The sequence below is a fragment of the Rhodococcus sp. IEGM 1406 genome, assembly GCF_030056745.1.
GTDB lineage: Bacteria > Actinomycetota > Actinomycetes > Mycobacteriales > Mycobacteriaceae > Rhodococcus_F > Rhodococcus_F erythropolis.
The window spans coordinates 413507-427478 of sequence record NZ_JASHKO010000003.1 but is presented as its reverse complement, the minus strand read 5'-3'; the positions used below and the strand labels follow the sequence as shown (position 1 = coordinate 427478).

At 62.2% G+C, this 13972-nt stretch carries 13 protein-coding genes; 9 read left to right on the top strand and 4 right to left on the bottom strand.

What is annotated here, in order from left to right; translation table 11 throughout:
- Window positions 1–110: 110 nt before the first annotated feature.
- From QM596_RS17655 to kstD, 3 genes are all read right to left on the bottom strand, one after another.
- Complete coding sequence (locus tag QM596_RS17655) at window positions 111–1874, bottom strand: cholesterol oxidase substrate-binding domain-containing protein (RefSeq protein ID WP_283309570.1); 1764 nt, start codon at window positions 1872–1874, stop codon at window positions 111–113.
- A 69-nt stretch (window positions 1875–1943) separates the two neighbouring features.
- On the bottom strand, window positions 1944–2801 hold the full coding sequence (chsH3, locus tag QM596_RS17650) for an enoyl-CoA hydratase ChsH3 (protein WP_003945880.1): 858 nt from the start codon (window positions 2799–2801) through the stop codon (window positions 1944–1946).
- Complete coding sequence (gene kstD / locus QM596_RS17645; RefSeq protein WP_172932259.1) at window positions 2791–4515, bottom strand: 3-oxosteroid 1-dehydrogenase; 1725 nt, start codon at window positions 4513–4515, stop codon at window positions 2791–2793. Before kstD ends, chsH3 begins: the two co-directional genes overlap by 11 nt.
- 115 nt (window positions 4516–4630) lie before the next feature.
- Between kstD and QM596_RS17640 the strand changes: the two genes are divergently transcribed.
- Genes QM596_RS17640 through QM596_RS17615 form a run of 6 tightly spaced genes read left to right on the top strand, consistent with a single transcriptional unit; the run spans window position 4631 to window position 10210 of the window.
- Window positions 4631–6229: an FAD-binding protein gene (locus QM596_RS17640; RefSeq protein ID WP_070385814.1), complete on the top strand. Its 1599-nt coding sequence runs from the start codon at window positions 4631–4633 to the stop codon at window positions 6227–6229.
- 3 nt (window positions 6230–6232) lie between these two features.
- Window positions 6233–7018 carry a 2-keto-4-pentenoate hydratase gene (locus QM596_RS17635; RefSeq protein WP_283309569.1) on the top strand — a complete coding sequence of 262 codons (786 nt, stop codon included), beginning with the start codon at window positions 6233–6235 and terminating at the stop codon, window positions 7016–7018.
- Window positions 7019–7026: 8 nt separating this feature from the next.
- On the top strand, window positions 7027–7929 hold the full coding sequence (locus QM596_RS17630) for an acetaldehyde dehydrogenase (acetylating) (RefSeq protein WP_019746894.1): 903 nt from the start codon (window positions 7027–7029) through the stop codon (window positions 7927–7929).
- Window positions 7926–8969, top strand: a complete 1044-nt coding sequence (gene dmpG, locus QM596_RS17625; protein ID WP_020906144.1) for a 4-hydroxy-2-oxovalerate aldolase — start codon at window positions 7926–7928, stop codon at window positions 8967–8969. Before QM596_RS17630 ends, dmpG begins: the two co-directional genes overlap by 4 nt.
- Window positions 8970–8972: 3 nt before the next feature.
- Window positions 8973–9725, top strand: a complete 753-nt coding sequence (locus QM596_RS17620; RefSeq protein ID WP_283309568.1) for an SDR family NAD(P)-dependent oxidoreductase — start codon at window positions 8973–8975, stop codon at window positions 9723–9725.
- Window positions 9722–10210 carry a VOC family protein gene (locus QM596_RS17615; protein ID WP_283309567.1) on the top strand — a complete coding sequence of 163 codons (489 nt, stop codon included), beginning with the start codon at window positions 9722–9724 and terminating at the stop codon, window positions 10208–10210. Before QM596_RS17620 ends, QM596_RS17615 begins: the two co-directional genes overlap by 4 nt.
- Here QM596_RS17615 and QM596_RS17610 read toward each other — a convergent pair.
- Window positions 10197–11804, bottom strand: a complete 1608-nt coding sequence (locus tag QM596_RS17610; RefSeq protein WP_283309653.1) for an FAD-dependent monooxygenase — start codon at window positions 11802–11804, stop codon at window positions 10197–10199. The two genes, QM596_RS17615 and QM596_RS17610, sit on opposite strands and share 14 nt — an antisense overlap.
- 103 nt (window positions 11805–11907) lie before the next feature.
- Between QM596_RS17610 and QM596_RS17605 the strand changes: the two genes are divergently transcribed.
- The 3 genes from QM596_RS17605 to QM596_RS17595 all read left to right on the top strand — a co-directional run bounded on the left by QM596_RS17605 (window position 11908) and on the right by QM596_RS17595 (window position 13960).
- A complete protein-coding gene (locus QM596_RS17605) occupies window positions 11908–12030 on the top strand; it encodes a hypothetical protein (RefSeq protein WP_283309566.1) in 123 nt (40 codons plus the stop codon).
- A gap of 587 nt (window positions 12031–12617) precedes the next feature.
- Window positions 12618–13793, top strand: coding sequence for an alkane 1-monooxygenase (locus QM596_RS17600; protein WP_003945652.1), 1176 nt, complete (start codon window positions 12618–12620; stop codon window positions 13791–13793).
- Window positions 13790–13960, top strand: coding sequence for a rubredoxin (locus QM596_RS17595; RefSeq protein WP_153213507.1), 171 nt, complete (start codon window positions 13790–13792; stop codon window positions 13958–13960). Before QM596_RS17600 ends, QM596_RS17595 begins: the two co-directional genes overlap by 4 nt.
- Window positions 13961–13972 lie beyond the last annotated feature (12 nt).

Below are 13972 nucleotides of genomic sequence, written 5' to 3'. Positions count from 1 at the left end.
GGGACTCCTTCATCCCGCTCACTGCAACGCACGACGGCCGCCGCACTCCCGAAAGTAGGGGAGTGGCGACGACCGTCGAGTTGGCAGAGTGCGTGCCTGGTGCTTGGACCTCAGGGCAGCAACTGGTCCAGGAAGGTGTTGCTGAAGACCTTGTGCGGATCCAACGCGTTGTATGCGGCGTTGGCGGTGTCCCAGTTGTCGCTCGATGGGACGCCGTCGCGGTAGGTCTGGGGGAGGCCCTGGGTGATGATCGGGGCGTCGGTGTACGGCTTGTCGGGGCCGAACGCCCAGCCTTTGGACCATTCGGGGCGGAAGGTGGCGTCGTTGTTGTTGTAGTGATTACGCATCCACTGTTCCATTTCGCGGTAGAACGCGAACATGCCGGGGGTTCCGGGGACGCCGAGGACGTTGAGCCAGATGGCGGTGTCCCATTCCGGATGGTCTGGGCGCGGGCGCATGGCCGAGATGGTGGGGGCGCCTGCCGAGTCGACCTCGACGTCCGAGGGTTGATCGAGGCCGCAGCAACGGATTTCGACGGGGCCGTTGAGGGGGAACTGTCCGATAGAGCGGTAGTACTCCATGCGGCCGTTGAACCACTGGGTGAAGTCGTGGATGACCTGGCCGATGTTGGCGCGCGAGGTGATGACGGCTCCGCCGCCCTCGGTCAGACGAAGGGTGGTGGCCCGGATGTAGAACTGGACGTCCTTGGACCATCCCCACAGGTCGTTGGAGAAGGTCGCGGCGAGTCCGGCAACGGTGGTGGCGTACATGATCTGCCCGAATGCCGGTGCGATGCCCGGGTTTCCGGCGTTGATCTGCCCGATCATGTCGGTGACCGTCTCCGGGAGGTTGTCGGAGAAGATGTAGTTGTAGGGCCCGGTCACCTCACGCGAGAACGGCGGCTTGGTGGGGGCAAGTGACCACACCTTCATCCACGGGCGTTCGGTGAAGGGGTACCAGATTGCTTCTGCGCGACCGTTTTCGCGGACGAACTTCTCGAAGGTACGTCCGGACGCTCCGCGGGCACCGAAGAGTTCCTGCCAACCGATGTCGGTGTGGCTGACGCAGCGCATGCGGTAGTTGGGAGCGGCCTGCAAGGTCACGGAGGTGAGGAAGGTGCGTCCGAGGTGAGTCAGCAGCGGCTTGATCGCTGCATCGCTACGCGCGTACGTCTCGAGCGCGTACTCACTGCCGTTCCAGACCACTGCGGTCAGGGACGTGACGAGGTTGGAGAGCGAGCCGAAAGTCTGTCCGGGAACGTGTGCTTCGCCTTCGGCGGGGAGCGCTGCACCGTGAGCGTCGACGGCGAGGCAGCCGGCGATGGTCAACACACCGGGCGCCGGCAGGTTCGCGAACCCGAGGCCCTGTGCCTGCAGTGCGGTGGTGATGGCGTCGAGGGTCGCGCCGGGTCCTGCGGTGACGGTGGCCGGGCTGCCACCGGCGTTGACGGAGACGCCGGTGAGGTGGACCGTGGTGTCGGCGAGGATGACCTTGTCGACCGGCGCACCGTTGACGATGGTCAGCGGCGTCCAGCCGTGCATGGCACCGCGGGGACGAATGGTGTAGCCGTTGGCATGACCCCAGTTCGCGAGGCGGACTACGTCTTCGGGCGTCTTGGGTGAACAGGTCCAGATCGCGTCGAGCATGATCTCTTTGGACCAGTTCTGATATGCCTGCTGGTAGAGGGCGATGCCTTCGGGGAAGGCAGGCGGCGGCGTGAGGGTGGAGACAGGACCACCCGCGGAGCCGGAGGAGCCGGCGGGGACGGCATAGGCCGGCGTCCAGCCGGCGAATGCGGTCGCTGCCACGGCGCCGGCTCCAGCGGCCATGAAACCTCGTCGGGACAGTCGGAACTTTTCGTCTTGTGCCGTCATCTTCGGGCTACTCCATCGGGTTCGAGAACTACGGTGAGTTCTAACAGGTGGGTATCAGACAGGTTGGTATCAGACAAGAGTGAGAACTACGTCAGCCAGGGCAGGAGCTTCGCGCTCCAGTACGGAAGCTGAGATCAGGAGTCGCCCATTGTCTTTCCAGATCTGGATACTCAAGTTCTCGCCGGGAAATACGACCCCGGCAAAGCGGGCCCGAAATCCGGCTACCCGACTGCTGTCGCCGTCGAGCATGGTATCCACTGCGGTCTTGCAGACCATTCCGTAAGTACACAGTCCATGCAGGATAGGCGCTGGAAAGCCTGCCGCGGAGGCGAATTGCGGATCCGAGTGCAACGGATTCCGATCACCACACATCCGGTACAGCAAAGCCTGCTGTGGAAGCACAGGCGTCACCACTGTCTCATCTGCTTCGCGATCCGGAAGCGTAATCGACTCCGACGGACCACGTTCACCCCCGAAACCACCCTCGCCGCGGGCGAAAATGGACGAGCGAGCTGTCCACAGCGGGTTGCCCTCGGCGTCGACCGTGACGGATTCCTGCACGATCACCGCGGCCTTGCCCTTGTCCCAGACCTCGGCGATTCGAGTTGTGGTGCGGCCACTTCCACTTGCCGGGATCGGCTGATGGACAGTGACTTCCTGGCTCCCGTGGACTACCTTTGCCAGATCGATTTCGACGCCGGGGAACGAGACCTTCGGCGCTTCGGTGGCGTGGAAGTTGGCGGCGACGGTGGCAAAGGTGGGTAGTACCTGAGGCTTTTCGTCGTCGAGGTATCGAAGCTCGTTCGGATCGAGCGGACGAGCACCTGCCCCTAGTGCCAGGTGGTAGTGCTGCACATCCGACGGGGTCCATGAGAACTCTTGTGGCGCAAGCTCGGCGCCGAGTGCGATCTTCGGATCAATTGGCATGGTCGACCGCCGTCTTTTCAGCTGCCGGTGCCTCGGTGCTCTCGGCCTTCTTCGCACGCTCGACGATGTCGAGTACTGCCAGGTAACCGAAAGTCATTGCGGGGCCGATGGTCGCGCCTGGTCCGGCGTAGGTGTGGCCCATGACCGGAGCGCTCGCGTTGCCAGCGGCGTAGAGGCCGTCGATGACGCTTCCGTCTTCGCGTAGTGCTCGGCCGTTGACGTCGGTGCAGATACCACCCTTGGTGCCGAGATCGCCCGGAACCATCTTGATGGCGTAGAACGGAGCCTTGCTGATTTCGGCGAGGCTGGGGTTCTTCAGTCGGGGATCGCCGTAGTACGCGTCGTAACCACTGTCACCGCGTCCGAAGTCCTCGTCCTTGCCGTTGCGTGCGAAGCCGTTGAACCGGTCGACGGTTTCGGTCAGCGATGCGACGGGAAGCCCTGTCTTCTCGGCCAATTCGGCGATGGTTCCCGCCTTGACCACGATGCCGGCCTTGAGCCAGCGGCCGGGGAAGGGGGAGCGGGGAGTGATACCGGCAAACGTGTAGCGGTTGCGGTAGCGCTGATCGAGGATCATCCACGTCGGGATGTTCTCGCCGGCGCCTTCGCCCTGACCGTACTCACCGCCGTACATCGCATGGGTTGCCTCGACGTACGGAGCAGCCTCGTTGCCGAAGCGCTTGCCCGACATGTTGACCATCATGCAGCCCGGGAGGGTGCGCTCGGAGAGAGCGAACCACGGTCCGCCGGTCAGCGGAATGGACGGGCCCCACCAGGCGTCGTCCATGAAATCGACTGCAGCGCCGACTTCTTGGCCTGCGCGGATACCGTCGCCGGTGTTTGCCTTCGCGCCGACGGTCCATTCGGTGCCGATGGGTGCGCGCTGGTACTTCTCACGCATTTCCTTGTTGTGCTCGAATCCGCCGGATCCCAACACAACTCCGTGGCGAGCGCGGATGACCTGCTCCTCGCCGTCGATTAGGACGTTGACGCCGCGAACTGCGCCGTCTTCGGTGTACAGGGAGGTCAGCGGGGTGTTCAGCAGGATGGGTACTCCGGCGGACTGAAGTCCGAGTCGAATACCGGCGACCAGTGCCTGGCCGCGAACCAGCAGATCCTTCTTTGTGGCCTTGGCTGCGAGGAATCGCATGCCGACCTTCATGGCGCGCAGGGGTCCGCGAGGATTGCGCATCAGCAGGTTGAGCCACTTGTAGTCGGCCTGGGTGATGACGAAGTTCTTGGGGGCCTTGACGTAGTCGGGCTCGAGGTTCTTGCGGTCGGCGCCCAACTTGTTGCCGTCGAACGGGGTGGGCTCGACACTGCGGCCACCTAGGCGTCCGCCGGGAGCTTCCGGGTAGTAGTCGGAGTAGCCGGGCACCCACTGCAGTTCGAGAGGGCTGTTCTTCAACACGAACGAGAGCATCTCGGGACCGCGCTCGAGATAGGTGTCGATGCGTTCGGGAGCGACGACGTCGCCGATGATGCTGTGCAGGTAGGAACGTGCGGCCTCCGGGGTATCGGTGACACCGTCCGCCTGAAGTGCCTCGTTGTTGGGGATCCAGACCCCACCACCGGAACGGGCGGTCGATCCGCCGTAGTGGGCGGCTTTCTCCACGATGACCACACTCAAGCCCTGGTGGGCTGCGGTCAAGGCCGCTGTCATACCTGCGGCACCACTGCCGACGACGACGATGTCGTATTCCTGCTTGCTCATGTAGAACACGTTATAGAATGATGGGGGTGTCAGTCCATGCTTTCTGCCAGGAAGTATTTCCGGACGTTGTCATTGATAACGAAACACGTTGCAGTGAGATTGAGGATGGTGCGGTGTGACCTGGGATACTTCGGTTGACGTCCTTGTGGTCGGGTTCGGTGTGGCGGGCGCCAGTGCGGCGCTCGAAGCGGTAGCGGCCGGTTCGTCGGTTTTGGCGATCGACCGAGCACTCGGTGGTGGGGCCAGCACGATTTCCGGAGGAATCTACTACGCCGGCGGCGGCACCGTGATTCAAAAGGAAGCCGGTGTCGAGGACAGTCCCGAAGCCATGCTCGCCTACCTGAACCGCGAGGTCGGTGACGCGGTGACGCCGCAGACCCTGCGCCGGTTCGTCGACGAGAGCCCGGCGTCGATCGACTGGCTGCGCAGTCACGGCGTGCCGTTCGAAGCCTCACTCTGTCCGTACAAGACGTCGTACCCGAGCAACAAGCACTACCTCTACTTCTCGGGTAGCGAATCTGCCGGCGGGTTCCGTGACATCGCAAAACCTGCTCCTCGCGGCCATCGCGCCAAGGGGCGTGGCACGTCGGGAAAGATGCTCTACGGCCCGCTCGCGAAGTCCGCGGAGGCCAAGGGCGTCCAGTTGCTCGGCCAGACGAGAGCGGACCGGCTGATCATCGAGGACGGCCGGGTGATCGGCGTCGAAGTACTGACTCTTCGTGACGCACCTGCCGGAGTTCGTCGGCGTCACGCGACGCTCGGGTCCCTGTCCTCCAAGCCCGGCGTCTACGCACCGCAGTTGCGCACGATTCTCGACGCACTCATCGCGAAGATCGAGAAGAAGCACGCCAAGCGGATTCGCATCCAGGCGCGCGGCGGCGTGATCCTCAGCGCCGGCGGCTTCGTGTCCAATCGCGAGATGATGCGCACCCATGCCCCCGCCTACAAGGGCGGTATCCCGCTCGGCACCTCCGGGGACGACGGCAAAGGCATCAACCTCGGTATCGAAGCCGGGGGAGCCACCGACAAGCTCGGCAATGTTTCCGCCTGGCGATTCATCGTCCCGCCGAGTGCTTTTCTCGGCTCCATTTTGGTGGGTGAATCCGGTGCGCGAATCGTCGACGAGTCACGTTACGGTGCCGCTCTCGGTCAGGCGATGGCAGAGAAGAGCAACGGAATCGGTTGGCTGCTGGCAGATTCCGAACTCGTTCGCGAAGCGAAATCGCAGATCAGTGACCAGTCGATGTGGTTCCAGCGGGTACAGACCACCGGCATGATGCGTACCGCAGTGCGTGGCAACACCATTGCCGAGGTCGCCCGTAGAGCGGGCATAGACGTCGCCGGCCTTCAAGCCACCGTCGACGCGCACAACTCCGCTGCCGCTGCCGGACAACCTGATCCGATGGGCAAACCGTCGGACTTCGTCAGGCCGATACTGTCTGCGCCGTTCACGATGTACGACGTCTCGATCAAGCCCAACATGATGAATCCGTGCCCGATGCTCACGCTCGGTGGATTGGTGGTCGACGAATCGTCCGGCATGGTGAAAAACGAGGCCGGGGAGGGTATCCCTGGCCTGTATGCCGCCGGCCGTACCGCCGTCGGTATCTGTTCCAACTCGTATGTGAGCGGCTTGTCGCTCGCCGACTGCGTGTTCTCCGGACGACGAGCCGGTCAGCATGCAGCCGCATTCTCCACTGTCGGAAAGGCCTGAACGATGCTCTCGACGCAGATCCGCGGCGAACTTGCCGACCATCTTGATTCGGCGGAACGGGATCGCGCTCCGATCAGCCCGCTGATCGCCACGTATCCGGACATCGACGTCGTCGACGCCTACGAGATCCAGCTCATCAACATCAGGCGTCGTGTTGCCGGTGGCGCAAAGGTGGTCGGGCACAAGGTCGGGCTCTCGTCACTGGCGATGCAGCAGATGATGGGCGTCGACGAGCCAGATTACGGTCACCTGCTCGCCGAGATGGAAGAGTTCGAGGACCGTCCGGTCGACACGTCGCGCTTCTGCTTCCCACGCGTCGAGGTGGAGGTCGCCTTCATTCTGGGAGCAGATCTGCCGGGCGCCGGGTGCACCGAACAAGACGTCATCGACGCCACTGTCGCCTATGCGCCGTCCATCGAGTTGATCGACAGCCGGATCAAGGACTGGAAGATCGGCCTCTCGGACACCATCGCGGACAACGCCTCATCCGCCGGGTTCATTCTCGGCAAGGAACGAGTTCGCCTGTCGGACATCGACATCAAGGCGATCGATGCGGTTCTGACCTGCAACGGCGAGCGGATTGCGGAGGGGCGCAGCGATGCGGTTCTCGGGAACCCGGTCACCGCTGTCGCATGGTTGGCGCAGAAGGTCGACACGTTCGGAGTTCGGCTCAAGGCCGGCGACATCGTTCTGCCGGGTTCGTGCACGCGAGCGATCGACGCTCATCCAGGCGACAACTTCCGAGCCGAGTTCAGCGGCCTCGGTTCCGTCTCTCTTCAGTTCACGTAGGAGTAGTCATGACCAAGGCAAGTGTGGCGATCGTCGGATCGGGAAACATCAGTACCGATCTGTTGTACAAACTGCAGCGTTCCGAGTGGCTCGAACCGCGATGGATGATCGGAATCGATCCCGAGAGTGAAGGATTGGCGCGCGCCCGCAAGATGGGACTCGAGACCTCCGCCGAGGGTGTCGACTGGTTGCTGAACCAGGCGGAGAAACCGGACCTGGTCTTCGAGGCGACGTCGGCATACGTGCACCGCGAGGCAGCACCACGCTACGAGGCCGCCGGTATCCGTGCCATCGACCTGACTCCGGCCGCGGTCGGCCCGGCTGTGGTTCCGCCGGCGAACCTGCGTGAGCACCTGGACGCACCCAACGTCAACATGATCACCTGCGGTGGGCAGGCAACCATTCCGATCGTCTACGCGGTATCGCGAGTCGTCGATGTGGCGTACGCCGAGATCGTCGCCTCCGTTGCATCGTTGTCCGCCGGTCCGGGAACTCGCGCGAACATCGACGAGTTCACCAAGACCACCAGCCGCGGTATCGAGACCATCGGCGGCGCACAGCGCGGCAAGGCGATCATCATCCTCAACCCCGCGGACCCGCCGATGATCATGCGCGACACCATCTTCTGCGCTATCCCCGAAGACGCCGATCAGGCCGCGATCACCGACTCCATTCACCGTGTCGTCAAGGACATCCAGCAGTACGTGCCCGGCTACCGGTTGCTCAACGAACCGCAGTTCGACAAACCGAGCGTCGTTTCCGGTGGCTATGCAACGGTCACCACGTTCGTCGAGGTCGAAGGTGCAGGCGATTTCCTGCCGCCGTACGCGGGCAACCTCGACATCATGACGGCAGCAGCCACCAAGGTGGGCGAGGAAATCGCCCAGAAGCTTCTGAGTGTGAAGGCATGAGCGACATGATTCATTTCGATTCGAGCTGGGACATCCGCGTCACCGACACGTCACTGCGCGACGGCTCCCACCACAAGCGTCATCAGTTCACCGTCGAAGAAGTACGAGCCATCGTCGGTGCGCTCGACGGAGCCGGAGTGCCGGTCATCGAGGTCACTCACGGCGACGGCCTCGGCGGGTCCTCCTTCAACTACGGCTTCTCGAAGACTCCCGAGCAGGAACTGATCAAAGCTGCAGTCGAGACGGCGACCAACGCGAAGATCGCCTTCCTGATGCTGCCCGGGTTGGGCATCAAGGACGACATCGTCATCGCACAGGACAACGGTGCGTCCATCTGCCGCATTGCAACTCACTGCACCGAGGCAGACGTATCCATCCAGCACTTCGGCCTCGCGCGTGAGCGTGGACTCGAAACAGTCGGATTCCTCATGATGGCTCACTCGATTCCGCCGGAGAAGCTGGCCAAGCAGGCTCGCATCATGGCCGACGCGGGTTGCCAGTGTGTGTACGTGGTCGACTCGGCCGGCGCGCTGGTACTCGAGCAGGTATCCGATCGCGTCGAGGCGCTGGTTCAGGAACTCGGCAACGACGCTCAGGTCGGCTTCCACGGCCACGAGAACCTGGGCCTGGGCGTCGCCAATTCCATTGCGGCAGTTCGTGCGGGAGCCAAGCAGATCGACGGTAGTACCCGTCGGTTCGGTGCCGGCGCCGGCAACGCCCCGGTCGAGGCCTTCGTCGGTGTTTGCGACAAGATCGGCGTCAAGACCGGTATCGACTTCTTCGCCATCGCCGATGCAGCCGAAGATGTTGTGCGCCCGGCAATGCCGCAGGAATGCCTGCTCGATCGTCAAGCACTGATGATGGGCTACGCCGGCGTGTACTCGAGCTTCCTCAAGCATGCCGAGCGTCAGGCCGAGCGGTACGGAGTGTCGTCCGCGGAGCTGTTGGTGCGCGCAGGCAAGCGCAAGTTGGTCGGCGGCCAGGAAGATCAGTTGATCGACATCGCGCTGGAACTCCAGCGCGAAGCAGCGGCTTCCTAGGCCATGGCAGACGTACTGGCCGGAAAAGTGGCCTTGGTGACCGGCGCGTCCTCAGGGTTGGGGCGCGCCGTCACCGAGCTCCTCCACCGCAGGGGCGCACAGGTTTTCGGTATCGCCCGTGACAAGGAAAAGCTGCGGCAGTCGATGGTCGAGGTGGTCGGCACGGACGGTGAGCGTCGTTACGCAGCGACGGACGTCTCGGATTCTGCTCAGTGTGATGCGGCCGTGCAAGCCTGTGTCGACGCGCTCGGTGGTATCGACATCCTCGTCAACGTGGCGGGATCGCACTCGCTTCGTCATACGGCGGATATTGCGGATTCCGAATGGGCACATGACCTTGCGGTCAATCTGAACGGACCGTTCTTCCTTTCCCGAGCAGCACTGCCGCACTTGCTGGAACGGGGCGGCAACATCGTCAACGTCTCCTCGATCGCGGGGCTGGAAGGGCAGGCGTACTCGGCTGGATACTGCGCTGCCAAGCACGGACTCATCGGACTGACCCGAGCGATGGCGATGGAGTTCACCGGAAAATCTCTGCGTGTCAACGCAATCTGCCCCGGCGGCATGATGACTCCTCAAGTCACCGGATTCACCTTCCCCGACGGAGTCGACTTCGATCTCGTCATGAAGGTTGCCTCGCCGCGTGGCTTGATGGAAGCCGAGGACGTTGCGAAGATGGTGGCTTTCGTCGCCTCCGACGACGCCTCGGCGATACACGGGGCCGTCTACTCGGTGGACAACGGAAAAATGGCATGACCCCGTTGGTCTCGGGACCGATCTTCCAGATCTGCTGGGTGATCGAGGAGATCGAGGCCGCCGAACAGGAGTTCACTCGGCAGTGGGGAGTGGAGCGATGGCTACGTATGCCAGACATCGCCTTTGGTCCCGAGACCACAACGTATCGAGGTGAGCCCGCGGACTATGTCGTTCACGTGTCGATCGGATATGCGGGCAGCCAACAGCTCGAGTTGATCCAACCAGTGTCCGGACGCAACCTGTACACGGAGTTCCTGGAGACTCACGGCGTCGGAGTTCATCACATGGCTTGGGTTCCCGACGATTACGAGGCGACGTTGCTCGAGGCCGAGCGTCGCGGAATGTCGGTGGTGCAACAAGGTCGGGTAGAGGGCGCCGGCATGGAGTTCTCCTACCTCGATGCCGGGCCGTTGGGTGGATACGTCGAGTTGATGAAGCTCTCGCCCGAGATTCGGTTGATGTTCGCTTCGCTCATTCCTGATTGACGGCAAACACTTTCGTGAAGTAATCGGAAACGTTCTCCGGGTGACCACGGAATCCGAGGTAGCCGTCGGGGCGAATGACCAGCGCCGCCGTACCTTCGACCCCATACGCGGCGCACAGTTGCGAGGCGTTGTCCTCGATGATCGGCACCAGCGAGTCGACGGTCACGGTTCCCGGTGGCACTATCGCGTAGACGTCCAGCAAGCCGTGCGCTGATCGAATTGCGGCGTCGGCGACCTTCTCCAAGCTGTTGATGCTCTCCGCGGATCCGTCCGAAGTCAGCAGTAACGTGTGGTCGACTCCTGACAGCAAGTCGAACAACCGAATTGGATACTGCACACCGTCTCGGCGCATTCCGCGTGCATCGGGTGCACGCTCGCCCGGTTGAACGTGTGGACTCGAAGAATTACGCCCGGTGTTCAGCGGACTCTCCGAGTAGTCGATCAACAATTGAGCCTGGCGCCGCATTGCCGTGTCGATGGAAGACTCTCCCGAACCGATTCCTTCTCGAGCATTTCGGACGGTCATCCCGACGACTTCTTCACCGACCGGCCGTCTTTCGGCATCGTAGGTCTCGAGAAGATCTGCTGTTGCAACGCCTTTGACGGCGAGCGCTATCTTCCACGCAAGATTGTGGGCGTCCTGGATCCCGGTGTTCATGCCCTGCGCGCCAGTCGGGGGATGGATGTGCGCGGCGTCGCCGGCGACAAAAACCCGTCCGCGACCGTAAGCGTCGACGATGCGGTGGCTGATGCGGAAGACCGAGGACCATCGCAGCATCGAGGCGGTTGTCGGCTCTGGGGACAGTCTGTCGAGCACGGCCTGGATGTGATGGAGTTCCGGTGTCTTGCCGGTTGAAAAACCGTGTTGTACAGCGGCTTTGTTCGACGATTCGTCCGGCATCAAATCGTCCGGAACGAGCATCGACATGCGGTACCGCTTGTGTCCGGGAAGTGGGATGCAGACGAGTAGATCGTCGGTGGTTCCGTCGTCGCTGGTGTGGTTGGCGCGGACGGAGTAGCCGCTGGGGATCGACCAGTCGACTTCGACGTCACCGAGCATGTAGCTCTCGGCAAATGCGCCGCCCTCGAAGCTCAGGCCCAGCCCTTTGCGGACCACGCTGTGCGCGCCGTCGGAACCCACCAGGTACTGAGCCGTCACGGTACTGCCGTCGCTGAGGGTGCAGGTGACGGCGTCGTCGGACTGTTCGAATGCAGTGAGGCCGACTCCGCGTTCGACGGTTGTTCCCAACTCGGTGAGGCGCTCGGTGAGGATGCGCTCCGTCGAGTACTGAGGCAGGCAGAGAAACCAGTAAGGAACGTCGTCGGGGAGGGTGAGGTCGACGCGGCCGACCTCGACGCCGTTCGTGTACATGATCTGACCGCGCATCAATGTCGAGGCGTCGAGTGCCTGGCGGAGCACCCCCATGTTCTCGAAGAGTTCGAGAGTGCGTGGCTGAATCCCGACGGCTTTCGCGTATTGCCGCGGTTCGTCGAGGGGGTCGACTATTCGACAGGAGATACCGCGTCTGCGCAGCTCGATTGCGGTGGTCAATCCGATCGGGCCGGCGCCCGCTACCAATACGTCGGTATCCATGAGGACCCACTCACGTCGGGGACAGTCGGTCATTTCAGTATGGGTACGCGAACTTTTGTTTTGGGGAAATTCGCGCAAATCGGACATCGAGAGGTTGCGTCTCGTGCCGACTGTCCGTCCGCGCACCGACTGTTTTGCGCTATTGCTCGTCTTCGAAGCCGAGCGCGATTCTCCTGCACAGAAGCGTGAGCTCGACCTCGTCGACGCGTGGCGCGTCGTCCCATGAATCGACGTCGTTCCAACTCACTGAACTCGGAGCGCCGAAAGGCCTGACGAAAACGTGCTGATGAAAGTGGGGGACGCTTAGCCCAGCGATCGCGGAGAACACGAATTCCGGAGTCAATTCCGAGTCGAGGGCACGTGAGACGCACCAGACCGCGTGTGCGATGGCGAGTGCTTCAGGTTCGGATAGTGAAGGCAACCCGGACACGTGTCGACGGGTCTCGACGAACACATATCCAGGAACCGAACGTCCGTGTGGTGGAGGGGGCCGATGGGAGACAACGACGAAGTCGTCCTCGAATATTCGAGGGCTGACGAGCGGGCCTGTTCCTCGGTGTTTGGCGCATATTGCGCACGTTGACGTCCCCACTTCACTTTTGTACCGAGCGTGGCGCGGTGGCGGAAGATTTGCGATCAGCCCGACCGGAGGGTTTACCAAAGTGTACAAATCAGCATGTTTGTAAAACTTTTATCTCCAAAATCGTTGACAAAGCACTGCAATTTGTCCACTCTCTATACATAGATGTTGTTCGTGTCGCGGATTACCGCGCGGGACGCACTCACTGATCCGAACGAGAACTGGAGAATTCGATGGCGGCGTTGGTGTACACCGAGCCAGATGGTCGGCTCGCAACTTGGAGAGACCGGAAACGCTACTTGTGGCTGTTGGCGCTGATTCCGTCATCGGCAACTTTCATCGCCGTGGGGCTTGTTACCGCCACCGGATGGAATGTCTTCTGGTGGACCGGCCCACTGATCGCGTTTGCTCTCATTCCCGTCATCGACATCCTGGCGGGTGAGGACGGGAAGAATCCGCCCGACGAGGTGATCGACGAACTCGAGAACGACCGCTTCTACCGGTGGTGCACCTACGCCTATCTGCCGCTGCAGTACACGGCCTTCTTCCTGTCCTGCTACATCTGGGCGCGTTGGGATTTGAGCGTTCTCTCCAATATCGGACTCGCAGTGACGATCGGTGTGACGGCCGGAATCGGCATCAACACAGCCCACGAACTCGGGCACAAGAAGGAGAGCGTCGAGCGCTGGTTGTCCAAAATCGTTCTCGCTCAGAGTGCTTACGGTCACTTCTACCTCGAGCACAACCGTGGCCACCATGTGCGAGTGTCGACTCCGGAAGATCCGGCGACCTCGCGCTTCGGTGAGACCCTCTACGGTTTCTGGCCGCGCAGCGTCGGCGGGGGATTGAAGTCGGCGTGGCATCTCGAGAAGACCCGCTTCGAGCGTTTGGGCACCACGCACTGGAGCATCAAGAACGACGTGCTCAACGCCTGGCTCATGTCGGTTGTTCTGTTCGGTGTCGCGCTTGCAGTATTCGGGATCGGCATCGCGCCGTACCTCGTGATCCAGGCGTTCATCGGGTTTTCGCTGCTCGAAGCGATCAATTACCTCGAGCACTACGGACTCCTGCGGCAGAAGACCGCGAGCGGACGGTACGAGCGATGCACGCCGGCTCACAGCTGGAACAGTGATCGCATCTGCACCAACGTCTTTCTCTACCACCTGCAGCGGCACAGCGATCATCATGCGAATCCGACACGTCGTTACCAGGCGCTTCGCAGCATGGAAGAGGCACCTCAGCTCCCGAGCGGCTACGCCAGCATGATCATGCTCGCCACAGTTCCGCCCTTGTGGCGCAAGGTGATGGACCACCGCGTTCTCGAGCACTACCGAGGTGACATCACTCAGGTCAACATCGCGCCGAAGAAGCGGGCCAAGATCCTCGCGGCCTACGGGGTGAACGCATGAACGCCTACATCTGCCCGATCTGCGACTACACGTACACCGAATCGACAGGCGCTGCGCGAGAGGGCTTTCCGCCAGGTACTGCGTGGTCGAGCATTCCGGACGACTGGTGCTGCCCCGACTGCGGCGTCCGCGAGAAGGTCGACTTCACCCTCGTCACGCAATCCTGATCGAAATACTTT

Bases quoted from the DNA above. Each gene is read 5' to 3' on its own strand.
- QM596_RS17655 (WP_283309570.1), bottom strand. From the start codon at position 1,874: ATGACGGCACAAGACGAAAAGTTCCGACTGTCCCGACGAGGTTTCATG.
- chsH3 (WP_003945880.1), bottom strand. From the start codon at position 2,801: ATGCCAATTGATCCGAAGATCGCACTCGGCGCCGAGCTTGCGCCACAA.
- kstD (WP_172932259.1), bottom strand. From the start codon at position 4,515: ATGAGCAAGCAGGAATACGACATCGTCGTCGTCGGCAGTGGTGCCGCA.
- QM596_RS17635 (WP_283309569.1), top strand. From the start codon at position 6,233: ATGCTCTCGACGCAGATCCGCGGCGAACTTGCCGACCATCTTGATTCG.
- QM596_RS17630 (WP_019746894.1), top strand. From the start codon at position 7,027: ATGACCAAGGCAAGTGTGGCGATCGTCGGATCGGGAAACATCAGTACC.
- dmpG (WP_020906144.1), top strand. From the start codon at position 7,926: ATGAGCGACATGATTCATTTCGATTCGAGCTGGGACATCCGCGTCACC.
- QM596_RS17620 (WP_283309568.1), top strand. From the start codon at position 8,973: ATGGCAGACGTACTGGCCGGAAAAGTGGCCTTGGTGACCGGCGCGTCC.
- QM596_RS17615 (WP_283309567.1), top strand. From the start codon at position 9,722: ATGACCCCGTTGGTCTCGGGACCGATCTTCCAGATCTGCTGGGTGATC.
- QM596_RS17610 (WP_283309653.1), bottom strand. From the start codon at position 11,804: ATGGATACCGACGTATTGGTAGCGGGCGCCGGCCCGATCGGATTGACC.
- QM596_RS17600 (WP_003945652.1), top strand. From the start codon at position 12,618: ATGGCGGCGTTGGTGTACACCGAGCCAGATGGTCGGCTCGCAACTTGG.
- QM596_RS17595 (WP_153213507.1), top strand. From the start codon at position 13,790: ATGAACGCCTACATCTGCCCGATCTGCGACTACACGTACACCGAATCG.